Annotated in this window: 21 protein-coding genes; 11 read left to right on the plus strand and 10 right to left on the minus strand. The window is 36.1% G+C overall.

Going from position 1 to position 25,069, the window contains the following annotated elements; translation table 11 throughout:
- The first annotated feature begins 183 nt into the window (after positions 1–183).
- On the plus strand, positions 184–1,572 hold the full coding sequence (locus SP041_RS00265; protein WP_137297085.1) for a hypothetical protein: 1,389 nt from the start codon (positions 184–186) through the stop codon (positions 1,570–1,572).
- 79 nt (positions 1,573–1,651) lie between these two features.
- Here SP041_RS00265 and SP041_RS00270 read toward each other — a convergent pair whose 3' ends face one another.
- From SP041_RS00270 to SP041_RS00280, 3 genes are read right to left on the minus strand one after another with little or no spacing between them, the layout of a single operon-like run.
- Positions 1,652–2,542: a hypothetical protein gene (locus SP041_RS00270; protein WP_137297086.1), complete on the minus strand. Its 891-nt coding sequence runs from the start codon at positions 2,540–2,542 to the stop codon at positions 1,652–1,654.
- 3 nt (positions 2,543–2,545) lie between these two features.
- Positions 2,546–2,983 (minus strand): hypothetical protein, encoded by a 438-nt coding sequence (locus SP041_RS00275; RefSeq protein ID WP_137297087.1) that lies wholly within the window; start codon positions 2,981–2,983, stop codon positions 2,546–2,548.
- A gap of 18 nt (positions 2,984–3,001) precedes the next feature.
- Entirely contained in the window at positions 3,002–3,697 is a 696-nt protein-coding gene (locus tag SP041_RS00280) for a hypothetical protein (RefSeq protein ID WP_137297088.1), read from the minus strand.
- Positions 3,698–3,896: 199 nt separating this feature from the next.
- Between SP041_RS00280 and SP041_RS00285 the strand changes: the two genes are divergently transcribed.
- Entirely contained in the window at positions 3,897–4,682 is a 786-nt protein-coding gene (locus SP041_RS00285; protein WP_170968500.1) for an EAL domain-containing protein, read from the plus strand.
- 77 nt (positions 4,683–4,759) lie between these two features.
- Here the strand turns inward: SP041_RS00285 and SP041_RS00290 are convergent, their stop codons facing one another.
- Complete coding sequence (locus SP041_RS00290) at positions 4,760–7,288, minus strand: DNA topoisomerase (protein WP_240791396.1); 2,529 nt, start codon at positions 7,286–7,288, stop codon at positions 4,760–4,762.
- Between the two features lie 21 nt (positions 7,289–7,309).
- Entirely contained in the window at positions 7,310–7,747 is a 438-nt protein-coding gene (locus tag SP041_RS00295; RefSeq protein ID WP_170968501.1) for a lytic transglycosylase domain-containing protein, read from the minus strand.
- A gap of 140 nt (positions 7,748–7,887) precedes the next feature.
- Here SP041_RS00295 and SP041_RS00300 point away from each other — a divergent pair, with 140 nt between their 5' ends.
- The 5 genes from SP041_RS00300 (at position 7,888) to SP041_RS00320 (ending at position 14,244) form a co-directional block, all read left to right on the plus strand.
- Positions 7,888–10,083 carry an ATP-dependent helicase gene (locus tag SP041_RS00300; protein WP_170968502.1) on the plus strand — a complete coding sequence of 732 codons (2,196 nt, stop codon included), beginning with the start codon at positions 7,888–7,890 and terminating at the stop codon, positions 10,081–10,083.
- A 145-nt stretch (positions 10,084–10,228) separates the two neighbouring features.
- On the plus strand, positions 10,229–10,543 hold the full coding sequence (locus SP041_RS00305) for a hypothetical protein (RefSeq protein WP_137297093.1): 315 nt from the start codon (positions 10,229–10,231) through the stop codon (positions 10,541–10,543).
- Positions 10,536–12,548, plus strand: coding sequence for an AAA family ATPase (locus SP041_RS00310; RefSeq protein WP_137297094.1), 2,013 nt, complete (start codon positions 10,536–10,538; stop codon positions 12,546–12,548). Before SP041_RS00305 ends, SP041_RS00310 begins: the two co-directional genes overlap by 8 nt.
- Complete coding sequence (locus SP041_RS00315; protein WP_137297095.1) at positions 12,532–13,539, plus strand: hypothetical protein; 1,008 nt, start codon at positions 12,532–12,534, stop codon at positions 13,537–13,539. Before SP041_RS00310 ends, SP041_RS00315 begins: the two co-directional genes overlap by 17 nt.
- A gap of 228 nt (positions 13,540–13,767) precedes the next feature.
- On the plus strand, positions 13,768–14,244 hold the full coding sequence (locus SP041_RS00320) for a hypothetical protein (RefSeq protein WP_137297096.1): 477 nt from the start codon (positions 13,768–13,770) through the stop codon (positions 14,242–14,244).
- 90 nt (positions 14,245–14,334) lie between these two features.
- Here SP041_RS00320 and SP041_RS00325 read toward each other — a convergent pair whose 3' ends face one another.
- From SP041_RS00325 to SP041_RS00340, 4 genes are read right to left on the minus strand one after another with little or no spacing between them, the layout of a single operon-like run.
- Positions 14,335–16,212, minus strand: coding sequence for a hypothetical protein (locus SP041_RS00325; protein ID WP_137297097.1), 1,878 nt, complete (start codon positions 16,210–16,212; stop codon positions 14,335–14,337).
- 36 nt (positions 16,213–16,248) lie between these two features.
- Entirely contained in the window at positions 16,249–17,334 is a 1,086-nt protein-coding gene (locus SP041_RS00330; protein ID WP_137297098.1) for a hypothetical protein, read from the minus strand.
- A gap of 2 nt (positions 17,335–17,336) precedes the next feature.
- Entirely contained in the window at positions 17,337–18,659 is a 1,323-nt protein-coding gene (locus tag SP041_RS00335) for a hypothetical protein (RefSeq protein ID WP_137297099.1), read from the minus strand.
- 15 nt (positions 18,660–18,674) lie between these two features.
- Positions 18,675–19,271, minus strand: a complete 597-nt coding sequence (locus SP041_RS00340; protein WP_137297100.1) for a hypothetical protein — start codon at positions 19,269–19,271, stop codon at positions 18,675–18,677.
- Positions 19,272–19,352: 81 nt separating this feature from the next.
- On the opposite strand from SP041_RS00340, the gene SP041_RS00345 reads away from it, so the two are divergent.
- The 4 genes from SP041_RS00345 (at position 19,353) to clpX (ending at position 24,431) form a co-directional block, all read left to right on the plus strand.
- Positions 19,353–19,856, plus strand: a complete 504-nt coding sequence (locus SP041_RS00345) for a hypothetical protein (RefSeq protein ID WP_137297101.1) — start codon at positions 19,353–19,355, stop codon at positions 19,854–19,856.
- Between the two features lie 210 nt (positions 19,857–20,066).
- Positions 20,067–20,441 (plus strand): hypothetical protein, encoded by a 375-nt coding sequence (locus SP041_RS00350; RefSeq protein ID WP_137297102.1) that lies wholly within the window; start codon positions 20,067–20,069, stop codon positions 20,439–20,441.
- A gap of 108 nt (positions 20,442–20,549) precedes the next feature.
- The gene (locus tag SP041_RS00355) at positions 20,550–23,108 is read left to right on the plus strand and encodes a DNA polymerase (protein ID WP_137297103.1); all 2,559 of its coding nucleotides are present in this window, start codon (positions 20,550–20,552) and stop codon (positions 23,106–23,108) included.
- A gap of 96 nt (positions 23,109–23,204) precedes the next feature.
- Complete coding sequence (clpX, locus tag SP041_RS00360; protein ID WP_137297104.1) at positions 23,205–24,431, plus strand: ATP-dependent Clp protease ATP-binding subunit ClpX; 1,227 nt, start codon at positions 23,205–23,207, stop codon at positions 24,429–24,431.
- An 81-nt stretch (positions 24,432–24,512) separates the two neighbouring features.
- Here clpX and SP041_RS00365 read toward each other — a convergent pair whose 3' ends face one another.
- Positions 24,513–24,923: a hypothetical protein gene (locus SP041_RS00365; RefSeq protein WP_137297105.1), complete on the minus strand. Its 411-nt coding sequence runs from the start codon at positions 24,921–24,923 to the stop codon at positions 24,513–24,515.
- Between the last annotated feature and the right edge of the window lie 146 nt (positions 24,924–25,069).

Genomic DNA, 25,069 nt, shown 5'->3' on the forward strand with positions numbered 1-25,069 from the left:
CGCCTATGCTCACGTATAGGCGGCTTTTTTGTGTTTATTTAAATATATTAAGTACATATAAATTGACAAAATATTAAATAAAAGTAATAAAAATATTGACATATATTAACAAAAGTCTATAGTTTGAATCACAAGAGCAAAATGTTATAAACAAAAAGTAGTTAAGAAACTTAGGGGTCGAATATGGTAGTCCGAACAAATCCAGTTGTTAAATTAGCACGAGACATTATCTCAACAGATAAAGAGTTAAAAACTCTTGAAAATGAATTGTCTTCGGAATTATCACTTTCTTCTCCTGAATCACCAACAACTCGTGACATTGAGCTATTAAAGATTGCTAAAAAAAGATTTGATTTGAATGATGAAATCAATCCAATCTTAAAAGAGATTCATCCTTTATCTCGTAAAAAAGGAATGAGCTCAGAAGAACAGTCTCATTTAAAAGAGTTGCAAGCTCGCAGAGATGAAATATTTGCAACGCTTAAGCAGATGCCTGCACTGGGTAAAACTCATAGCGAATGGGAAGCTCTTGGGGCAAACGAAACAAGAAGTCTAGGCCGACCAGGTGTTTCTCTTGAACTTAGAATACTTAGAGAAAAGGCTCAAATTCAAGTGCTAGCTGAAGAGTTGTCTGCTGAAAATAAAGTGTTGAGCGCTGAATGCAAAAAAGAGGTCAATGCAACTTATGGTGGTCACCCACTAACTTTAGATTACATTCTAAAGAATAAAGATTTGTTCAAGAGTGCTCGCATTAAATCAAGCAGCACTACTAAAGAAATCTCTAAATGTGAACGCGATATTTTAAGATTAAATAAAGAAATTGATCACATTGAAAGTGGTAAAGCTCAGAAAGAAAGAGATGCTATCATCTTAGAGCGCCAAATTAAAAAGCTTAGCATGGGGCGCCCATTTGAGCCGCTGTCTGAAAAGTTAGTAGATCTTAAAAACAAAAAACTAGCTAAAGAAGAGCAGATTGAAATGCTAGAAAGAAGCTTGTCTCCTTATGAGCAGACTGGCAGAAAAGTTACTGTTGCTAGAAAAGACTTGAAAGAGCAATTGGAGCTTGTGGAGGCAAACGGGCTAGACATTAAAGACGATGCATCTCACTCTATTGTTGAAGAGTATCGCCGCAAAGAACTTATTCATAAGAATTTTGTGGTTAAAAGAAGAGCGTTCAAAAAGAAACAAGATAATGAAAGCATCTTCTCTGGTTTTGATTTTTATGAAGATCAAGCAGGAACAGTTGCTGAAGCACAAGAAGTTGAAAGTGAACCCGAAAAGTCTGGTGTATCTGTTATTGATCTTGTTCTTCATATTAATGAAAAAGCACCTGTTAGTGCTCCTGTTTCACAAAAAGTAGAAGTACAGAAGAAAGAAGTGGACCTGGACTTAGTATCTCAGAATGAGAAACAAAAACTAAAAGAGCATATGTTGGAAACTGCCCGTGCTAAAGCTAAAATTAAAATGAAAGCTAAGATGCTAATGAAGAAAAAGCTTGAAGCAAAAGAAGATGATAGCTCACAAAGTGATGTAGACTCTGACAAAAATGCACTTAGCTCTATTTTCGGCTAGTCATATCAACTGAAATAAAATAAGCGAGACCTGTTGTTTAGGCCTCGCTTAGATCCCTTCCTTCTAACTAATTTCCCCCTTACAGCAAGCTTTGTCTGTATCTTGACTCAAGAAAAGAAATATCCAATCCCATACTTTCTATTTTTTCCCTTATTGAAATATATGTATTAAAAACAATTCTTTTCTTTGAATCTGAATTATCAAGTCTTGATAGATTATTAAGAGCCCAGTACTGTATTTGTGTCCTATCAGGAGCATTACAGGTTATACATGTTGATGACATATCTAAAAGCAAATCGCCTACTGGTTCAAAGTAACCTAAGGGAGTAGTTTGGCAAATGTATTCATAGATAAGATATTCACATTTTAAAAAAGGAGAGATGTCTTTTTTTATGAGTTCAACAGAAATGGCATAACCCAGCATTTCAGATATGTTTTTGATTGCTAATTTCTCGCCACTTACATTTATCGACTTTGAAAGGTAAATCAACACCATTGAGTTGCTATCATTTATTTCAAGATAGCCGCCTCCACTTAGGACTAACCCGCCATTATTAATACCATATCGCCTCATATCTCTACCTATGTTCCAGACAGTAAAGTTTGAATTAGGCATATAAATAAGTGATGGTTTTGTTAGCAATAAGCCTTCGGAGTTCATACCACATAAAGGAACACTTTCAGAGTATGTTTGTGTGCATATCTTAGTGCTGGCGGACTCTCCGACGATTGTTTTGAAGTTACTAAAAACGAGGTCGTACAATGCCTGGCCATCAGAACTATCTATATTATATTTTTCGTGAAGTGATCTAACGCTTCGCGACACATCTCTTTCAATTAAATAAGTTAATGAAGCCCTAATCTGTTTTTTGGCAACAATAGAGAGTGAGTCAAATACCCAGTCATTATTGCTGCTAGAAAAAGATTCGGATGAGATAGTTAATAAAATAGCGAACATCAAAAATCTCATGCTTTACTTCTTTATCGACATATTTAGTTTGTTGGGTTTAACTCCCTTTTTTGACATCTTAGCTTTCTTTGGCTTGTTTTTTTGGTACTCAAGCTTTGCTTGATATTCTAGCCAGTATTCCTTTTGCAGTATGTCTGTTAATACGGTACTTCTTTTACTATTTACAAGAACGTATGTTCCGTAATACATCACAATTAAGCCAAGAAGTGAGAGAGATACAATGCCATAAAAAGGAAAGACGCTAATTTTTCCGCCTGCAATAAGTCCATTGGCATAATTTTGAAAGTAAAGAGGGTCAATGCCGTTTGACACTTTGGTTACCACTAGATCTAAGAACCATGTATTTGCATAGCTTAATGAGATTGCAAAAAATAAGATTAGAGCCCCCAGTAATACTGATGCAACACCAATGCTTAATATTTTATTGAATTTATACTTCATTAACTTTACCTTTTGTATTTAAGATGAGTAATTGCTTGGGATTTGATTTTTAGGATCACTATAGTGTTCCTTATTAAAATCATTTTGATTGGTATACAGTTTCTGCTTGTTATTAGCTTCTTCCTCATTTGAAATTGCCATACCAATTTGCTGCTGGTGTGTCTTAGGCCTCTCCTTAAATGATTCTGAAGTATGTTCCGTTTCTTTCCTTAGCATGGTGTTTAACATGTTCTCAAAGTCACCAAACCCAATCTCTTTTGTGCATTTGGCCATGAAGTCGCTAACTTCTTTGCTTTTTTCTTTGACTAGAATAGGATCGTGATTCAAATAGTCTGAATTGCCGAAGATAAAGTCTTCAGAATTCATCATTTCTTGCACATCAAAGTTAGATTTTTCTGCCACTATGTTGTGTATGTTTTTTATTTCTTCTGAGCTTAGTTCGCCATTAGCTAGCTTGCCCATTGCTGAAGACATGCTTTTAATGCAAATATTCTGCCTTTCAAGCATCACTTGTTTAACGAAGTCATTGTTCTTTTTGGCCAGCTCCGTTTCTTTGGTTACTTTTTCAGATAGTTTATCTAGCTTATCAACAACGTTGTCTGCTTCTTTTATTTTCGAAGGGGTGGCTCCTCGTTCAATAGATAATCCGAATATTTTCTTAAATAGATTTTTAATTAGTTCTGCAATGGTAGATTGTTGGCTATCAGTTGGCATGATGCTCTCCACTTTTGTTTTTCGACGGGATATTTTTAGTTTTTATGACGGTTCATTGTCTTTTTTAATTGCAATAGTATACCTATTTTGTTTCTTATGGTCATTAATAATTGGTTTTAAATATTCTAAATATCTAGTTTTCTTTGAATAATATTCCTCTATGTATATAATATTAAAAAGGTTAATTTCGGAGAATTTCGTGGAGAAAGATAACAACCTTATGTTTGAACAGCACTACCAGCCAATCATAAAGCTAGTGAGAAATGAAATTTCTCACTATGAAGTGCTTTCAAGAGCAAAAAACAATAAATCCGGAAAGAATATTTTTGACTTAATACAGGAGTATGAGGAAAAAGGCGAAATATATGATTTCGATATGAAGAATGTAGAAATCATATCTAAAAAGTTAGACGATCATAATTTTGGTGAAGGGCATGCATTTGCTGTAAATCTATCCGCCGATACAATACAAGATAAAAGGTTTATTTCAGGGCTTAAAGAGATTTATCATAATATGTCTGGTGATAAATCTAGATTAATATTCGAAATAACAGAGACCAAGCCAATTTATAATCACTCCGTAGTGAATGAATTTATAAATGTAGTAAAGTTAAATAAGGGGAAAGTAAGTCTTGATGATTTTGGGACTGGTTTCGCGGATGAAAGAACTGTATCTCTAATTAATATAGATACTTTAAAGATAGATGGCGAATTTGTAGATAATATTTTATCTGACCAGCTATCGAGAAAGTTTATAGAAAAAGCAGTTCAAATAGCCAGCTTTAAAGGCATTAAAACTATTGCAGAACGGGTAGAAAACCGCGAACAAATGGAAGAGCTTAAATCGCTTGGTGTCGATATGATACAAGGGTATTTTGTGGCTAAGCCAACAGCAGAGCCCGCACCTCAAAAGGCTATTGACTACGTGCTAAATAAAGAATTTGATAAAGATTTTGAAAACAATAGTACAGGACTTAGTTTTTAGATTCGACTTTTCCACTTAATTTATCATACTCAATAAAACAGGCACATAAAGTGCCTGTTTTTATTAGCATTAACAAACTATTTTTTAGCTGTACCACTGCCTTTTTTCTTGCCCCAGCCCTTAGTTTGGGCATCAATAAACTTACTACAAGCTTCTGCACTTTTAAGTACATTTGAAGGTGGTTTTTTACCCTCAGGTAGTTTTTTTATTAGCTTTTCCGCAAAAGAAATCTGTCCTGGACTAGGAGGGATTAATTTTTTATTTTTACTAATAAATTCATAAGCAGCACTGCTTGTTACCCAAACCTCAGGTGGAACGTTAGATGGATCAGGCAAGTGAGGAATAATTGAATTCAACTTGTTTTTCTGATCTTCACTTGGCTCACTGTCATCATTAGGTGTTTTGGTCAGATACTTACCAAGGAATTCTTGTGCCTTTTTCATGTCTTTCAATGTGCCATTAGGAATTTCAACATTCTTACTGCTTGCAATTCGCTTAATCAATGTTTTCATTTTAGGAGAGACTTTTGCTGGCTCTCTTTCGACAGGCTCACCCTTCGTATCAAAAAGAGTATTATTCAAATGGTCAATTAAATCATCAACAAGCTTAACCTGTTTGCTTACAAAAACATCTCTCATTCCATGGGCTTTAACAGGATCTTTTTCATTTTGAATTTTAACAAGGTAGTCTTCCCAAAGAGCCGTAGTTTCAGGGTTAGATAGCCAACGAGGAACCGATTTTATAACCCCAATTCCTTTATTAGTCGGCTGGTAATACCCTTTTACAAGAACGATGTACTCTCTATCAAGTAACGTTTGTATTACCTGCTTTCTTGTCGCAGGCGTTCCAATCCCTTCTGAGTTATTAAGTAATGCTCTCAATGCATGGTCTGAAACAGTTTTGCCTATATTTGCCATTGACTCTTGAATATTCTCTTCAGTATATCTTGACGGAGGAGATGTCACTAAGCCCTTTATATCAACAGAGGTTAGGTCTGCAGGCGAACCTTGTTTAAGCGGTGTAACTGAAGAGTCTTTTTCTGATGTCTCGCCAAAGGCTGCTCTCCAGCCAGGGTTTACCATCCGTGATGATTTAACCTTAAATATGCTAGATGGGTTACCTAATAAATCAACAACCGGCATTTCGAATTGAATATTTTGATTTGCATACACTGCAGCAGGGTACATCGCTCTAACGAACTGCTTAGCAATAATCAGATAAGCATCTTGCATTATCTTTTTTGTATGCTTGATCGACTTTCCATCCATTTTTTTAGGCGTAAGGGAATTAAATGCTGCCTCTGTCATTACTTCTGAAGTGGGCACGATACCGTAATGCTCCATATCCTTCTTTTTGTAGATAGGAGGTACAAATTTAGGATATTGCTCATTGGTATCGTTATGGATAGACCTAGCAAATGATGCCTGTTTATTTACTTCAGGAAGAAAAACTAAACTATCAAACATTTCATTTCTCGCTACGTCATCGTATAACGCATAGGGAAGTTCAGACTTAGATGTTCTTGCATACGATGTCCAACCTTGCTCGTACAAGTCTTCTAAAATCGTCTGTGCAAGCCCGGTTGAGACCTTCAAGTCTTTTGATATTTTAGATACTGCACCAGGGAGAGAGAATGTCTTAGGAGGTGACTCTTTGCTTTGAGTTTCTGAATAAGACAATACAGTCGCTAGGTTTGCAGATGCCTTGAGTCTTTTAGTGAAGAGATCAACCTCTGCTTTGTCAGTAAACAACGGAATGTCTAGAGGTGCAGGACTTCCTTCTTTCACCAAAGCTTTCGATGGCTCCCAAGAAACGCCATTAGGTGATCTAGAAATCACTTCATTCGTTACTACGGGAAAATAGGAAGCGATAATTTGGTTTTCTTCACCACTTGGCGTAAAAGAGCCTTTAATTTTATAGTGTTTTTTGGGTACAAAGCTTTTAATTTCATGCTCTCTTTTTACGACCATGCCCAGAGTGGGTGTTTGTACTCTCCCTACAGACATAGTCGAAGATTTGCCGTTACCTCGGCCTAAATGAGGTCCAAAACAATTGTGTCTAGCATAAAAGCTATAGGCTCTAGTTAAATGCATGTAAGGCCAATCAGATCTGCCTCTAGACTCTGCAGCAACAGCGTATCCATAGGTAACACTTGGCTCACGTAAATCATTAACAGCAGCGGTCATTGACTTCTTATCCAGACCTGCGGCAAACCAAGCTCTTTTTATTTCACCTTTCCACCCTAGGTGTTTGATGATTCGCCAAAAAATAAGTTCTCCCTCTCGATCCGCATCTGTGCCTACAATTACTGTATCTTTGTTTTTTAGATGAAATGCAATATTTGATAAATAACGAGAGGCGTGGCCTCCTTCAATTACTTTTATTCGGTAATCTCTAGGAACCGGTGTAAGCATTTTAGGATCATCCCATGTCAAACTAGGGTTAACTTCACTAGGTGTAAGCATTTCCAATAAATGACCTGAGGCACAGACAACAGTAATGTCGTCTCCATTTAGTTTTCCTTTCCAGAATCCAGAACCTTCAGTAAGGTTGATGGCGGCAGCTAGTTTTTTAGCTTGATCCTTTTTTTCTGTTATTAACAACATATTTTTAGCCAAAATTAACTCCTATGGGCTTACAATTCGTTTGTATGCTTTATATATTTTTTTAAGATACCTGTTTCTATATTTCGGTGTTTTTGAATGATAGCTACCAACACCCAGCCAATAGTTAGAGTTTTCTTTGATTCTACGATTTAAGATATCAACAGCCAGAAAAATATTGACGCATGCGCCATTTGAAATTTTTTTTCTAGTTAAGTTTAAAGTAGGAAACCTTTTTCTTAAATCTTTAATGTGGATGGTGTTTATCTGCATTATCCCCATGTCGTAAGTACCATTGCTATTTCTACTCATTGTTCCAATTTTTCCGCCTTCTACAGCTATAATTGCCCTAATTACTGAAGGGTTTACATTATAGTATTTAGAAGCGAAATTTACGCATTCAGTTACTTTTGCAGGGGTTGGTGTCACCTCGTTGTTGTAATGTATTGGTAGGTCGCTCACAAAATAACTCCAAAACCTTGATATGACTAATGTAAAATTTTATAACATAGTTTACATAAAATAAATTCTGGAGTACATACATAATATAACGTAAAATAGCTCTTGGTCTAATATCGGCAGTCAAATTTATGGGGAATTTTGTGGAAAAGAACGAGCGGGACAATATGGGAAATGCTGTAACAAGCAAAAAAAAATTCAATCCACAAACCGCGACTGCTGAGGAAGTTAGAGCTGCGCTTGACGAACTTAATAAACCTCTTAATCCTGAACAAAAAGTTGCAGCGGAAACAACAGAGGGAGCAGTAATGGTGGTCGCTGGTGCTGGTGCAGGTAAAACTAAAACAGTTATCCATCGTGTTGCGTCTCTAATGATTAAAAATGTTTATGCAGGAAATATTCTTGTAATGACTTTTACAAATCAAGCTGCATCAGAAATAAAGGAGCGACTAGAGGGAATGATTGGTGAGAATGGCCAATACGTTCACGCAGGAACATTTCACAGTATTATCTTTAGAGAATTATTAAAAGCTTTTCCAGAGCACCCTTACTTTGAAAAACACGGCATTAACATGCAAGAGTGTGTAATTCTTGATGAGAAAGATGCTGAATCGATATTAAAAGATGCAATAAACGAATTGTCGGAAGAAGATGCTGAAATACTAAATGACCAAGAATTTAAGGTTAAACAGGTTCTTTCAGTGATGAGTAAAGAAAGGGCCAGTGGCCGAAATTCATCAGACTTCAGAAGGACTATCGAGCCTGGCTCTAGAACTGAAATAACCGACAGAATTGTATTCCAAATATGGGATAATTACACTAAAAAATGTAGTGAAATGCAGGGGTTGGATTTTGATGACATTCTTGTTCATGCAGATCGATTGCTTAAAAGTGATAAAGGCTTATCTGAAGAATTAAGTAGAAAGTTTCAATACATCATGCTCGACGAATATCAGGATACGAACCCGGTTCAAATGAGTATCATGGACTCAATTGCAATTAATCACGGTAACATTTGTGTTGTTGGAGATGAGAAGCAATCTATTTATGGGTTTAGATTCGCAGATATTAATGTGATCTTAAGCTTCGATAAACGATACAAGAATGTAAAATTAGTGAATATGAACAAGAATTATCGTTCATATCCAAATGTCATTAAATATGCGAATGGGTTAGCAGATGCGATGCCTCGCAAACTATCTGATGGGCAGCTAGACGCTCAAAGACCAATCCAAGAGTCCCGTGATGAAGTTTTATTAAGAAAAAGCAATAGCGTGGCCATGGTAGAGTTTCCCAGTGAAGAGCTCGAAGCAGAAGCTGTCATGAAGGCGATAAAAAGAGACTTAAATCAATTCAAAATGACCGGTAGTGATATTGCTGTTTTATATAGGAACAGGAACCTTAAAAATGTCTTAGAACGAGAGCTTGTTCAGGCCGACATTCCTTACAATATTATTGGTGATAGATCATTCTTTCAAAGAGCCGAAGTTAGAGATGCGGTAGCTATGGTTAGATTTGTATTTAATCCTTGGGACTCAATGGCGGGATTCAGATTGCTTAAAGCTACAAGCATGAAAATATCTGATCAGGCGGCTAAGAAAGCGATGAGAGAAGAGGGGGTTAATGTTCATGAATTTTTGAAGCAACAATCCAATAAAAAACTTAAAGCTAAAAAAAGAGGAGAAACAGAGCCAGACTACACTTCTTCTGCAAAAAAAGCGGGCCCCTTTATTAAGCTAGCAGAGATGATAAGAAAATCTGCAGAGTATCAAGATAGTCCTGAGTTTATAAGTGACGCGCTTGCTAGGATTTGGGATATTTACCTTGGCCAAAACCTACTTAAAAAAGCAGATAAAGAGGGTGGTGCAAAGGTAGATAACAGAGTTGAAAATGTTAGGTATATATTTAAAAAAGTAAAAGATTCTTTAACTGAAGGAATGTCCATAGGGGAAATAATAGAAGACTTAACCATGATGGTTGATAACAACTCTGCTAATGATGTTGATGATAGAAATAAAGTTCAGCTAATGACAATGCATGCTTCGAAAGGGTTAGAGTACAAGAATGTTTATGTTATTGGTTTAGACAATCAGACGACACACGGTGAAAACATGCCTCCTGAAGAAATTGAAGAAAGTAGGCGCCTTATTTATGTTGCTATGACGAGAGCCGAAAAAAAATTATCTATGAGTTATTCTTGTTCAAGAACTCATAACGGGAAGCGAGTTAATGTTCATCAGTCGCCCTTTTTTGACGAAATTCAAGAAAGAACGCTTTCATCTACATTTGTAGTTCCCGACCCTTATTATAATAAAGTTTCATCTCCTTCTTTTTCATAGACAAAACAATTTAGCCCGTTAGTCGCTTATTTGTATATTATATGAAATAAGCGATTTATCAGTTGTATTCGAATTGACACAAACCAAGATATATAATATAGTATAATTATAAATTAAGTGTCCATAAGCAGGCTAAAGGTAAAATATGAGTAATTCAGAAATTCAAACTATTGAACGAATCAAGTCCGTTAATGAAAGAGCTCAAAAAGCAAATACACGCATTATTCAGCTTAATACCCAGAAAGAACAGGTGCTTTTAGAGCTTGATGTTGCGACAAAAGAATCTATCCAACAATTCGGAACAGCCGATGTGGATGGGCTAAGAGAAATTTGGCGCCAAAAGTCTGATGAAAAAACAAGAGAAATACTTGCTGCTGAAAAATCTGTTTATGAATCGGAACAAATTATTTTAGAAATTGATAAAGCGTTAGTTTACTTGGACTCACAAAACAATGGATAACTCTGTCGCTTTTGATGAAGAAAATACGAATAATATTATTGCGACTATAAACAAAATGTTTGGTCAGCAAGAAATGCTTATTCGTAGAAAATCAGAAATAATAAATGAAATAGGTGAAGCAAATGCGTACCTTGAGCATCAAGAAGAAGTTGGGATCATTCTTCATGAGCTACAGGCGCGAGCACAAGCCAAAACAAAATTCATCTATGAAGAGCTTTTAACGACATTGATTCATGAGGTTAAAGGGTACGACACAGAAAATCATAAGGTAACTCTTAAGACTCAAATAAAAAATAATAGGCCTTGGTTAGATGTTGAAGTCGAAAACGCAGACGGTCAGCCTCGTGATGTATATCTTGATAAAGGGGGAAGTATTAAAAGCATAGTTTCTCTAGGCCTAAGGTTCATTACATTGAGCAGAACATCAAACCGAAGAGTGATTTTTTTTGATGAGCCTGACAAGGAAATCAATGCAAAATATGCAGACGGAATAGCTAAAATACTTCATCAATTAACAAAAAAAATTGGCATGCAAGTCGTTTACATTAGTCACCATGATTCTTCTTATTTTGAAGGGTATGCAAGGATAATTGAGCTTTCAAGAGTTGATGGGACAATTGTCACAGAAGTGATTAGTGATATAGACGAACAAAAATACGAAGGTATTGATGAAGATATATCGGATGACTTAGATGGCATCGGGATCAGATACGTTCGACTTAAAAACTTAAAGCAGCATCAAAACACGCTTCTAGAATTAAGCCCTTATGTGACGGTTTTAACTGGTGATAACGATATAGGCAAATCATCAATCATGCATGCGGTTGATGCAATTAATAAAAATAAAGGTCGAGATGGGTTAATTAGAGACAACGAGTCTTCTTGCATGGTTGAGATTGGTTTAGAAGACAATGCGAATCTAACCTGGACATACAAACGTAGTGGTAGCAAAAGAACAAAGTATTTATTAAAAGACTCTGAAAATAAAGAAATCCAAAGCTCTGACTCTGGAACAGCCGCTCCTGAATGGCTTCCTCTTTACCTAGGAATGGGCCTTTATAAAGATTTTGACTTAAACATGAGTGATCAGAATAATACTAGTTTTATTTTGGATGCAAGAGTATCTGGGCATAAGCGATCTGAGATTCTTTCCTTGGGGAAAGAGACCAATCAGGCTTCCGCCATGATAAAAGAATACAATCTGCGTATTGATACCTTTAAAAAGAGTAAGCATCATCTAAAAAAAGAATTGAACTCAGTTAAGAATAAGCTTGAATGTTACAGACACCTTTATTCAGCAGAAGAGAAGATAGCTTCAATTAATTCATCGAAAAATAAAGCAATTGAAGCATCAAATTGTATAGGTGACATTTCTAAAAGCATTGATAAATTATTTTACTTAACATCCAAATCAATGATTTTACAAAAAGTGATGCCAAGTGAAAAATTGTTTGTTGAACAAATAATTGATGAAAATGAAAATAAAGTTATTTCAAGAATTGATTATTTAACAAGAAAGAAAACAATTCTTGAAGATCTGGCCAAACTAAATCACCTAGATGAAGCGAAGCTTGAGGATTTATCTGGCATCAAAGTTATGGGCATTAAGATTAGCAAGCTTAGAAAATTAAGTGAAATTTTTATGCCACTAAATAATGCAATAATAACAGAGCAAGTTAGTTCGTCTTCTCTAGATTCAGATAAAGGATCAATAGAAAAGCTTGTTGTTCTTTGCAATAAAGCGAACGCATTACAAAACGTTCCTACTCAAATGATTGGCTTCTGCCAAGATAAAGTAGAAGACGGAATAATACCTTTAGCTCTCAGAATTAAAGGGTTTAATTCAAAGCTCAGTGATTTATATAACGAAGAAAACGGGCTTGTTCATGAGATCTCAGTTATTAAAAATGAGAAGTCAGAGATAGTTGGATCAATAGATGGTGACTGTCCAATTTGTGGTAATCATTTAGAGAAAGGAGTAGTCGCTCATGAACATCAATATTAATAATCATTTATTTTCTGGAATTCTTTTTATTGGCGATGTGCTGGCATCAAAAGGGAGACCTGGTCGCCGTCTTGATGAAGATTATTTCGAAACGGCATTTAAGAAACTTAAGTTCTCATTAGATTATGCTAAAAACAATAATCTTAAGCCAGTTATCGTTGGCAGACTGTCGAGAAAAAGATTTGAGGTTACGACCTATGCAAGACTTATTGCTGAATTATCAGGAAGAGGTGTATTGGTCATGGCCGGAACTAATGAATTTATAGGCGCATCTCAAGCTCTTAATGGTCACTCGCAGTCAGCATTGCTTGAGAAGAGCGGAATTATAACTCTTTGTTCAAGCCCTGGTGTTATTGAAAAAATCAGAATAACTGACGGCACTAATGAAAAAATTGCTTCAATTTATGGTGTTCCTGAAAAACATGATTCTCCTGAGATTCTTGGTGTTGAACAAGGGGTTTTGGATGGTGAAATAGGGATTATTGTCAAGAAATCACGCAATTATGAGTTTGATAATGAAGCGGATGAAAAAGAGTTAGTTATAAATCCTAAGGAATGGCCTGGATGCGACTTATTTGTTTCTGATAAGGGGCCCTTTGCAACGGGAACAACAAAAGCAGATAAAACTGTTTGGCTAAATACAGGCCCAATGGTTAGAACAGATATTGGTTTTGATGGTCATGCTCCATTAGTTTGGGAGTACAAATTATGCGGAGTTTCAGCGGTGAGTGTGCCTCATGAGAAGCACGTATTTGATATGGAAGGCTTAGCGTCAAGCACGGTACAACAAGAGTATGCCCGAAGCGAATTTACTTCTATGTTAAAGGAAGCTGCTACTCGTTCTGCAGACAGCTATCCTGAAGACTTTATTAATGAAGAAGTTAATATGATCTACAGCGAAAAAGATACTGTAATTGATGTAAGGAATATAATAGAGGCATTAGTAAAAGTCACGACCAGTTCGTCAAAGCTTTTAAATGGCACTTTTTAGGGAATTAATTTGCAAGGGAGTGATGCTTAATCATTGCTCCCAATGGCCTATGAGACTGTCCTTGCTTTAAACTTGTAAATATTGACTTTAAAGGGGGGGTTACCCTTATTTTGCCTTATTGATTTAATGCCATTCAGTAAATATCTTGTTATCATTTCTGCCTGTTTTTATTGTAAGTGATTAAATTAAATAGTTTTATAGATATTACAGCTTAAAAGGAAATTTAAATTGGAAAACTTGTTTGTAGGATTGGCTCTTCTAGTTCTTGGTCTAATGATAGCATCGACTATTCTAGGTCGTCTTCTCCATGCCATGCTTTGCACTAGGCGCTACATTAATTCTGTAATCTTAAAAAATGAGGTTGGTCTAGAGATGACCACTCGAGAGTTTGCTGTGTTTTGGCTGAGTTTTGATATGGTTTTTGTATCACCCATTGTTTTCGATAATCATCATGCTGGCAGTCACATGTCATTCCCTTTGATTGGAATCTTGTTTTTGATCATCCCTCTAATTTATAGCCTTTTTTGGATTGGTACTAAAAAGTTTAGAATGCGAGCTATTTTGGCTGTTGTTGCTGCTCTAATTGGAGCGACATTGGTGACTATTTCGCAATTTATTTCTATTGCCCTAAATATACTTAAACGGTTAACAACAAGCCTCGCCTATGAAGGGAAAATGAGGTATCTGCGCATAACCCCTTACTAATAAATTTTTTATTTTGACTACAATAATTTTTAGTAATAAATAAGCAAGAGTGCCACAGCAGGCACTCTTGCATTATTAAAATTACCTGAGCTAGAACGATGGACCAGAACTTTCTTTTTCTGAATCATTACTTTTAAATAAGTTCTTAAGTAGCTCCTTAATAACTTTCATAACATTTAATGCTTGCTCACTAAGCTTGTTCTTTACCTCATCAGGAAGATTGTCAACCGAATCGGTAAGTTCTGAAGCTTCATTAATTATGTCATTAGCCTTCATCTGGATGTCTTCACTAACATCTGGATTGTTGCATGTTTCATATGCATCTTTGAGTTTTTTGCCGATGTCGTTAAAAGAGTTGTTTAAATCTTCAATGTTCTGTTCCTGCTCTTCTTCAGATGCTCCCTGACCAGAACTGTTCGTTTTAGAGTGCACTTTGTTTAGTGCCTCTTTAGCAGTTGCTGTAGCACGAGAGAATTCGTTCAGTGAGATATCGGCGATACCATCTGCATCGTTACTTTTTTCATCATGATAAATCACGTTATCAACTGATTTTGTAGCGCTCTTTACTCCTTTCCCAATTAATCCAGCAACTGCACCAAGACCAAACAGATCATTGGCTCCTCCGGAAAAACCTCCGTATCCATGATTTTGCTTGGAATGATTTGGTTGTTTGTGGCCTGTCTTTTTACGAGCAACATTAGGAATTCTTTGCGCTTGGAAACCATTATTATTCTTTTGTGGATTTGGCCTCTTATTGTAATTCCCTGTGTTCTGTTTCGGTTTTTGTTGATGCTTTGGTCTTTGTTGACGATACTGACTTCTCTTTGAAGAAGTGCCTTCGCCCTTAATGTGTTCACTATGCGTATTCGTATTCTTTATGTTGTCGATATTTTCATCATCTAAAGAAGCTTCATCATCTAGAGTGTTTTCATTATTGTCATCAGAGGGTTCATCATCTAGAGTACTTTCATTATTGTCATTAGTATGCTCTTCAGTATCTTCCTTTGGTCTTCTATATTGTTTGGGTCCGCCGGGGGCGTAATCATCGAGATCAAGTAGCAGCCGCGATATCGGAGATGGTTTAAGACCTTCATCTATTTCTTCTTCTGGTAGTTTTGCATCGTCAGTTTTTTTACTTTCATCGTCTTTCGATTCAGGAGTGTCAGATTCATGTCTGTTATCTTCATGTCCGACATATTCTAGATTGTCAGGATTATATAAGTGTCTATTGTAGTCACTTCGTACAAGCTCTTCTGGGCACTCCATACCTTCAACTTCAACTTCATGAGCATAAATGTCAGTTTCTTCCATTATGTCCGATGGGTGGTGTCTTTGTATTCTGAGAGCTAACATTCGTACATGAGGGTCTTCAGCAATAAGGGTGCGTCTAACTCTGTGGTAATCCCGATCTATTTTCGTAACACCTAACTTTCTTAATTCATGCAAATACTTTTTTACGTATTTATCGTGTTCATCGTCGGCGCCATATGACTCTTTGGCTTCAATAGTTTGTATCTCTTCGAAAACATCGTCAAGACTGCCGACAAATTCTGGGTGGAGTTCTGCACTTAGGTCGGCTTCTGCAATATTGAACCCTTTTTCAACAAACCAGTCTCTTAGTTCATCGTAACTATTGAATCGTTTATCTGGTGGTAACTGCATTGACTCTTTAGCAACAGGAAAGCCTGGTGGGACTCGTGCCGCATTGATTAAAATAGAAATCAATGCATCTCTATCAACATCCATTTTAAATCTGCAATATGAACTAATTCTATCTTCAACACTTTTCGTGGCGGCAATATTGTCTTCTTCAGTCCAATCTTTTGGCAGTTGAGGTTCGTGTTCGCCATCAGCATTCGTATGATGGGCCATTATTGCTTCTAGTTCTCCTGGCTCAAACATCTCATCCAAATACTCTTGGTGTGTATCTCTTTCTACTTTGTTATTATTATTGTCTGAAGTGGCCATTTTGTTTGTTAATCCTTTTTAATTTATTAAGTTAAACTATTCACTAAGGTCTATTTCGGCATCTTTTCCTAATCGCTCTTTTCTTAACTCAAAAGCTAAATCAATTGCCTTTATTGCTTCGTTATCTAGTGCTGCTTTGTATTTAAGGACAGACATATGAACCTGAAAAGCTTTCATAACGGCAAGATTTCTCCAAATAACAGAGGGTACTGCTAAATTTGATAGCATTATTTGCCCAGAAATATTTTCAGTGGATGATGTACCTTTGCCATAATGCTGCTCACCAAATTCATCTAAAGTTGTAATCTCTGACAGGCCCGTTTCAGAATTTGTAACAGATCTTTTAGACATTAGTTTTAATAACATAACTCTTGGGAATGATTGCAAAGCTTCAAGTTCGGTATTTTTAACTTTTAGAGTTGTGTTGCCACTTATCGCTCTAGATTTATCTAAGTACAGTGGAACGTATGGCGGTGCTACTAAATCGATATAGTCATAAATAGCCTGTTCCGCATCTTCAGATAACGATTCCTCATCTGCTGTGTCCGAGATTAGAGGCTTAGGATTTATAGCACTTTCAGTAGTAGTGGTTGATAAGTTAGAACAAACGCCATCTCCGCCATTAAATCTTTCGACTATTTCATCCTGAGTATCAGAGAATGTAGTTGCGGTTCCACCCTCATTCTCAATTACTGCAGCCATTTGTTCGGAAACGTAGTTTTTGTCATCACTTTCTTTTTCATATACTTCGGAACCCTCGTTACAGTAAAGGCTGACACTTAACCCCAGGGTTTTTACTGTGTTAAAGGCAGGCATAACCATCTTAGTTACTTCGATATTTTGAATTTCTTCGTATGCAGCTCCTTGCCTAACGACCGCATTAGCCCACATGTTATTAGTGTTATCAATTGTAAGAGAAGCCATTGAAGTTGCTTGTTCCATCATTGAGTCAGCAATTGTTGTCCATAGGTCGTGGTAAAGTAATTCGGCGACGTCATCGGTGATAGATTGCCCTAACTGAGTGTAATCAGTAATAGGCACCACAGCCGACGATGGTGCAGACAAGCCCAAAAGTGAAGCTCCAATTATTAAAGGGAGTAATTTTTTCTTTGTGTTATTCAAGATCATGTCCTTTTTACTTTACATACAGCATCTGAAAGACCCCACACCATGGCTAGCTTGCCCTTTGCTGCTTTAACCAGATTTATTTCATTCAAAATGGCACATTTTTCCATGACATTTGATTCCATTGTAATTTCAAGCTCTTTGTAGAATAAGTCTAAAGGCATAGGTTTTGATCCCTCATTCTCCATCCATGTTTCACAATCCTCATCTGACATAGAAGAGAATTTCTCATGAAGTTCTGACATTGCTGCTTTTGATGCCGAATTCCATGCAAGGTGAGCCCTTTTGAGATATTCGTTAATTAAATAAAGCTCCATGGCCATTACGCTTATCTTTGATGATTCAAGGCGACGGTATTCTCTTGCTTTATTTACTATGTATGTAGAAATCTGATGCTTTAGCCAATCCATGCCAAATTCTTCATGGCTTAGGTAGCCCATGTCGAACTCAGTTATCGATTTTTCAAGCTCTTCTAGCTTGGACCATAAGGTTACTTCATCATAGGAGTTTAAATCTGTTTTTAGCTGTTTTGAAAACTCATTAATCCAAACATCTGAAGCAATAACTGAACAGTAAGTTATTGAGCCTTCAAATAGCCCCTCTCTGTCTTTAAAGCTTGCTGTTTTATCCCAATTAAAGGCGAGGTCTTTAGCCAAATTAACGGTCATGTTGTTATGCCACTTTACCCATTTGTATATGGTTTCATTTTTTAGGCCAATATCAGTTAGCATGGAATGGAACTTTAAAGATGCAGGGAATAATGCATTTTTTACATTAACGAGAATATCCTCACTGAGCATATCTTGTTCGATAAGGCTTCCAATGTATGGTCTTTCTTCGGCAAATTCAGAAATAAGGGAAAGAATGATCAATACTCTCTTTTTGTCCTTTATATTAGTGATTATTCCTTCTTGAATTAGCTTACTGGTATTTTTTGCTAAAAGAGACATAATATATTTATTATCGTCATCGTCCTTACCAATGCCCCATTCGTCACCTATTACTTTCACTATGGCGCCTTGAAGCATAAAGCTATCAACTAGCTCTCTGCTGTATTTTTCGTAGTTTCCTTCTTTTAATTCAATTGAATCTACTAACGGAGAAATTTCGTTTAAAGCCTGAACGAAACCTCTGATAACTAACATTTTATCTTTTTGGCTGCTGATCGCGTTTACTTTTGCGATTTTTTTGTTGATTCCGCCTTCAATTCCTAGTGTGGAAAAGAAGTCATCGTTGGCTTCAACTGTATCGGCATTAAATATATCTTCATTATTTTCGGTGCTATCCCAGCTATCTGGAAATACCTTTTTGTTGTCTGACATAGTGTATTCCTGGATTTAAACTTCTAGTTCTTTAGCAAGGCTCATGCTCAGTTTATTTTCTTTATTGTACTCAACAATTTGCCTATTCAAAAAAAGGGCATTTAGATGGGTAGGGGATTGAAATGGGAGCACTTCGCCATCTTCCAATTCTTTTTTAATATCATAAAAGCCGGTTGTTAACTTTATGTCTACTTTTTGATTCGGGTATAGTATTAATGTTTCTTTAAATGCAGAGTTAGCAATTGCATACTTGACTGATAAGGGGACGCCTATATCGTCGGCAAGAGGGAAAGACTCGTAACTCTGTGTTGCCATAGTTCGTTCATCTTTCATCGCATCTGAATTAATCGGTGTCATTAGCCTCATTGATTCACTATTTCTTACATAATAAGCATCCCACATTCGTGAACCGGTAATCAGGGCGCATAGTTCGTCACTTCGAAGCATCCAAGAAGAAAGCCACCCCATAGGATCCGCCATATACTTTAGAAAAACCCTTTCTTCGAATTCATTAACCGCATGGTATTCAAGGCCATTCGCCATGATAATTTCTTTGAAAAAACTAATAGCATCTTCGACTTTTGTGCCATTTTTTATTAGAGCATTTTTCATGTTGGTTGGGTCGCTTTCTTGTTTTTTGTATGAATTACAATATAATTGATTACACTTAATATTTCAATAATATGTGCAATTATGAGCAAAGAGTCAAAAGTATTTGAATTAAATTATAGAAGACCTGAAATTAATTTATTAAGAGAGCTTTCAGGCGACATTTCTAACTTTAAAAAAGGGTTTAGTGCCAATCTTAAATACACTTTTATCCTTGGTCCGTGGAGCTCTTCATTCTTTGGCTTTGAAATTGAGTCAAATAAAGGTTATTTGGGGGTTCCTGATATGATTTTTAATTACATATCTGAAGGTGGTGTGTACTTAATTAATTATATTAAAGGAAGACCAGGGATATTTCTCGTTTTGTATAGCGGAAAAGAGCTAGATGGCGGTCGGCCTATTGCTATTAGAATATTTATGAGAGAAAAAAGAGTTAATGCGTTATCTCAATTCAAGAAGATTAGACTAATCAGAATGGATGGGAGCGGAGAGGCTACTCCAGGGTATTCTGAAGATGAATTTATTGTTCGTGTGAAAGAGTGCAAGGGGCTTGACTGGGAGAATTTTGGAAGAAAAAGAAAAAGTTAGTGTGTGATTACTAGTGAAATTAGAGTTATAGTTAATTCACTTCTTATTTAAAGTTTTGTTGTAAATGTCAAGTTTTTGGTGCACTATTATCCACCTATAACAATTTTGTACATTTTGAGGTTCGTCATGCAACATATAATCCTTGTGATTATAGCGATAGTTATAGGTGTTAGTGCGACTATCTCCGGTACATTTTTCGGAGGGGAAACAATGACAGATGGAAAAATTACAACAGAAGCAACAAAGTATAGAAATGAAGGGGTTCAGATTGCAAGTGCAGTTACCCTTTATAAAGCCAATGGTAATGAGATAGCTGACGGCTTCTCATTAAACACGCTTATCGAAGAGGGGTATCTACAAGTGATACCAGATGGATGGGAGGCTAGTTCTGACTCTGTAACAAGAGATCTAGACGAAGATGACGAGCTTTCTGAGAAAGTTTGTTTTGAAGCAAATTCACAAGCTGGATATTCCTATTCATCTACCGAAGACGATGTGTTCGAGTACTCATTTGATACTGAATACGGAATTCCGTATTGCAGTATGTCAGACTTAAGTTCGTATGTACCTTGTTGTGTTCAGTAGTAAGCTAATCTATCGCTAAAGGCAGCCATCAGGCTGCCTTTTTTGTTTAATTGTCGGCAAAATTTTGTATGGTATATTAAGTCAATATTTCGAGCCAAGGAGGTTTAGATGAGCAAAAACGTAATAGTTGAAGCAAAGTCTATTATTAACCAGATAGTTAAGTATAAAAAAGAAGAAAAGCCAAATGAGCCTAATGAAGCAATACATAAGTTCTCTGAACATATTAGAGGACTCATATTAAAGTACGAGCCTGATAATATCGCAGTGATATTTCCAAAAGACTCAGACCTTTTAGACCATGAAGCAAGTGTAATAAGAAATATTCTTCTTTCTATGGGAGTCGCTTGCTTTGATGTTCCTTCAGAGATGATCGGGCACCATATTCATTCATTGAAAAAATCCTTACCTGGCGATGTCTTGATTTCAAGCCTTTCAAGTTCGATGTTGCAGCACATAGATCAAGGCTCGAAGGTCCTTCGATTTGATACAAATGATATAATTACTGAGTCTTCTTTAAAGTCAATTATGGGTATAGAAGCCTCTATGATTAAAGATTTTGTAGCTATGTCTGGCGATCCAGATTTTGGCATTGAAACAATCGTTGGCCACAAAATGTCAATCGATTGGTTAAAAAAGTATGGCGACCTGCAGTCAATTATTAAGAATACCGATAAGCTTAATAAAGTAATGGGTTCTTTAGTTAGCATGAAGTCAGACGATATCATGAGACAAAGAGCTATTTGCGATTACTCTAGTATAGAGACATTTTATGATGCAATCCCTGTTTCATCAGTATCTCGTGCGCCAGTTAACGAAGAAAATCTTAACCAAATTTATATTGAAAATAAACTTTTTGAATGGTTACCTGATGATTTAAGAAAGAAACATACACCAAAGATTAACCTTGGGAGCGATATAACTTACTCTATTGAAGTTAACTCAGAAGCAGGTCGTCATAGCTTTGCTAATAATTTAATTGATGGCAAAGGAATTTCTTTCTCAAGAACAGGAGACTTTTGTGCATTTTCAATAACAAACGGCGAGTCATATGTACTGAATATTACGAGCCCAGATAATATGAGTTTAGTGAAAGACATTCTGTCGAATAAAGAGCAAAAGATTGTTACCCATGACGCGAAATCACTAATGCATTGGGCTAATCGAAACGGATTTGAGATAAATAATTTGGTTTCTGATTCAGCTATCTTGGCCTACACCATTGATACATCTAACAAAGAAACTCGGTACACAGGCCTGTCAAAAGACTTTCTTGGTATTAATGTAAAAACATCCTTAAAGGCGGCTAGTGAAGAAGATAAAATTAGAGTCGCTGGAGAATCTTCTGATTTAATACTCAGGTTGAATAAAATGCTTTATTTGATAGCAAATAAAGATGGGCGATCTAGATATATATTTGAAAAACTTGAGCTTCCTTTAATTAAAACTCTTTTTAATATGGAAAAAGAGGGTGTTCATGTAGATGTGAATAAAATTAAGGATTTCGAAGTAGATCTGAAAGTCCGAATTAATAAAATACAAAATGAGATTAACTTTACTGCAAAGGAAACAATCCAATTAAGCAAGCCTGCTGATGTGGGTAAATATCTTTTTGATATATTAAAAGTGCCTGAGCAAAGCAAAAAAGGTTCTGAGAGAAGCACTGCAGAAGAGGTTTTATCTAAGGCACATGATGTTCATTATACAGTTCCAATGATTTCTGAGTACCGAAAATTAGATAAACTTATGAGTACCTATGTTTCACCTTACCTATTGCTTTTAGATAAAGGGGAGACAAAGATCTACTCTAACTTTATGCAGAACGTGACATCTACATCAAGATTGTCATCAAGAAACCCAAACCTTCAGGCTATTCCAATCAGAAGCGAAGAAGGGAGAAAGTTACGGGGAGCTTTCACTGCATTGGAGGATGGGTTTATTTTAGCAGTAGATTATTCTCAAATGGAATTAAGGATTTTAGCTCACCTTAGTAAGGATGAAGCACTTATTGAGGCATTTAACTCAGGAGCCGACATTCACCTCATTACGGCCTCTAAAGTATTCAATATTCCTCCGTCTGAAATAACCGGAGAGCAAAGAAGATATGCTAAAGCAATAAACTTTGGGATTGTTTATAAGATGACTCCGTTTGGATTGTCAAAAAAATTAGATTGTAGTCCTGAACAAGCAACAAGATTTATAGATAGTTACTTTAGTGTTTTTCCAGGTGTTAAAACATATATTGATCACTCAGTTAAGCTGGCTCGTGAAAAAGGTTATACAGAAACACTCTTTGGAAGAAAGCAATTTCATCCAAATATCCGCAGCAGTAATCAAGCAGATAGGGGGAGAGCAGAAAGGGCGGCAGTTAATGCGCCAATGCAGGGCACTGCCTCAGATATTATTAAGTTAGCAATGAACCGTATAATGGAGCATATTTCTGAACATAATTTAAAGTCAAAAATGTTAATCCAAGTTCATGATGAATTGGTTTTTAATGTTGATAAAAGCGAACAAAATACTTTTCCTTTGATTGCAAAGAAGATAATGGAAAGTTCGGCTAGGTTAGTTGTTCCTTTGGTAGCAGATGCCGATATAGGTAAAGATTGGGCATCTAGTCATAGCCTAGAAAGTTTTAAGAAAAACATTGAACAAGAAATGGTTGTTTAAATAAGTATATAATAAATAAAGGATTTATTTTTTAAGTGTTTGACATTAAGGAATATAGTCATTATATTATATCTATAATTTAGAAGAGGCTATGGTATGTCAAACGAAGAAGAAAAATTGTGTTGTTCATTTTGTGATAAATCACATCTACAAGTGAAAAAACTAATTACTGGTAATGGGGTTCAGATCTGCAATGAATGTGTCGCTCTTTGTGATTCTATTATTATTTCAGAGCAAGAAGATGAAGAAGGCGATAAATCAAAATCTTCGTTAACACCACAAGAGATTTTTGAAAACTTAAACCAATATGTAATTGGCCAAGAAAATGCTAAAAAATCAATTGCTGTTGCCGTTTATAATCACTATAAGCGACTTAAGGCGAACGAAGCCTCTGAAATCAAAATAAATAAAAGTAATGTATTGATTATAGGCCCAACAGGTTCAGGTAAAACGCTATTAGCTGAAGTAATTTCGGAAATGTTAGACGTTCCTTTTGCTGTTGCTGATGCGACCACAATAACCGAATCTGGTTATGTTGGTGAAGATGTAGAAATGATTATTAAAAAGCTTCTACAAAAATCCGACTTTGATCCGAAGAGAGCAGAGCGAGGTATCGTTTACATCGATGAAATTGATAAGTTAAGTCGAGGTTCTGAGAATCGTTCTACTACTCGAGATGTTGGTGGTGAGGGTGTTCAGCAGGCGCTTCTAAAGGTAATTGAGGGCACAGTTGTTTCTGTCCCGTCTGAAGGCAACCGAAAGGTTCCTGGTGGTGCGATGATTGATGTTGATACAAAGAACATATTGTTCATTTGCGGCGGTTCTTTTGCAGGAATAGAAAAAATTCTGGATAAAGAAAAGAATGATTCTGGCATTGGCTTTGGCCAAAATGTTAAATCAAAAGAATCGATTCAAGGCGTATCGGACAGACTTTCACATGTGACAAATGATACGTTATCAAAGTTTGGACTAATTCCAGAGCTTATTGGTCGACTACCGGTTAAGGTTGCATTGGATGAGCTTTCAAAGGAGCAGTTAGTCGAAGTGCTTCTTAACACTAAGAATTCAATTGTTGATCAATATAAGTATCTTCTTAAGCTTGATGATGTAGAACTTGAATTTGAAAAGGATGCAATTCTTCAGATTGCTGAGACGTCAACGAAGAATAAAACAGGTGCTCGTGGCTTAACTGCGATCATGGAAGAAACGTTAAAAGAGGTAATGTTTACTGCTCCTTCAGAAAGTAATTTAAAGAAAATAACAATTACTTCTGAAAGTGTTAATAAGATTAGTCCGCCCGTTAAAGAGTACCACGCGGCCTGATTAGTGACCTCTCAGCTTATTGTTTGCGAATAATGCGGACAATAAGTATGAGAGCCTATTTTCTTATTCTTTGACCACTCTTTATGGACACTTAGGGCAAGGGTTTTTAATATGACCCAGTAAATTAGCTGCATCTCTATTAAATTCATAACCACAGTCGCACTTACAAAAATACGTAGCTTTCTTTTTACCTGCATTATCAGTAATAGGTAATGTTCTAATGATCGCTGTTACGCTAAAAAATTTTAGGCCAGCTAGAGAATCGTATTTTGACTTATGAAGGCAGCCGCAGTGTTCTTTTATGCCTCGTTGTTCAGCTTCTTTAAGATCTACATTCGTTTTAATTACTTTTGAGCCGCATTGGCATTTACTAACCCAGCATTTCGTTCTTGTTTCTAATCGATATGTAGATTGTTCGGCTATGCCCAGGACCGTCAATAGTCCTATCTTTTTATTTTTGAATATCACACTACTTCCTATTTTAAAAATCAATTACTTCCTTTGGACAGCAACCTCTCCCACTAATATTATATCATAATCTATATACGGTATATGAGATTGGACGGATTAAGCTAGTGATTTATTGTGTTTTTATGATAATAAACAAGCATTTGCTTGTTGACCTACATAGTTTCTTG

Source organism: Psychromonas sp. SP041 (assembly GCF_000470315.2).
Lineage (GTDB): Bacteria > Pseudomonadota > Gammaproteobacteria > Enterobacterales > Psychromonadaceae > Psychromonas.

What these genes read in the sequence shown, in the direction of transcription:
- SP041_RS00265 (WP_137297085.1), top strand. Translation starts at nt 184, where the DNA reads ATGGTAGTCCGAACAAATCCAGTTGTTAAATTAGCACGAGACATTATC.
- SP041_RS00270 (WP_137297086.1), bottom strand. Translation starts at nt 2,542, where the DNA reads ATGAGATTTTTGATGTTCGCTATTTTATTAACTATCTCATCCGAATCT.
- SP041_RS00275 (WP_137297087.1), bottom strand. Translation starts at nt 2,983, where the DNA reads ATGAAGTATAAATTCAATAAAATATTAAGCATTGGTGTTGCATCAGTA.
- SP041_RS00280 (WP_137297088.1), bottom strand. Translation starts at nt 3,697, where the DNA reads ATGCCAACTGATAGCCAACAATCTACCATTGCAGAACTAATTAAAAAT.
- SP041_RS00290 (WP_240791396.1), bottom strand. Translation starts at nt 7,288, where the DNA reads ATGTTGTTAATAACAGAAAAAAAGGATCAAGCTAAAAAACTAGCTGCC.
- SP041_RS00305 (WP_137297093.1), top strand. Translation starts at nt 10,229, where the DNA reads ATGAGTAATTCAGAAATTCAAACTATTGAACGAATCAAGTCCGTTAAT.
- SP041_RS00310 (WP_137297094.1), top strand. Translation starts at nt 10,536, where the DNA reads ATGGATAACTCTGTCGCTTTTGATGAAGAAAATACGAATAATATTATT.
- SP041_RS00315 (WP_137297095.1), top strand. Translation starts at nt 12,532, where the DNA reads ATGAACATCAATATTAATAATCATTTATTTTCTGGAATTCTTTTTATT.
- SP041_RS00325 (WP_137297097.1), bottom strand. Translation starts at nt 16,212, where the DNA reads ATGGCCACTTCAGACAATAATAATAACAAAGTAGAAAGAGATACACAC.
- SP041_RS00335 (WP_137297099.1), bottom strand. Translation starts at nt 18,659, where the DNA reads ATGTCAGACAACAAAAAGGTATTTCCAGATAGCTGGGATAGCACCGAA.
- SP041_RS00340 (WP_137297100.1), bottom strand. Translation starts at nt 19,271, where the DNA reads ATGAAAAATGCTCTAATAAAAAATGGCACAAAAGTCGAAGATGCTATT.
- SP041_RS00345 (WP_137297101.1), top strand. Translation starts at nt 19,353, where the DNA reads ATGAGCAAAGAGTCAAAAGTATTTGAATTAAATTATAGAAGACCTGAA.
- SP041_RS00350 (WP_137297102.1), top strand. Translation starts at nt 20,067, where the DNA reads ATGACAGATGGAAAAATTACAACAGAAGCAACAAAGTATAGAAATGAA.
- SP041_RS00355 (WP_137297103.1), top strand. Translation starts at nt 20,550, where the DNA reads ATGAGCAAAAACGTAATAGTTGAAGCAAAGTCTATTATTAACCAGATA.
- clpX (WP_137297104.1), top strand. Translation starts at nt 23,205, where the DNA reads ATGTCAAACGAAGAAGAAAAATTGTGTTGTTCATTTTGTGATAAATCA.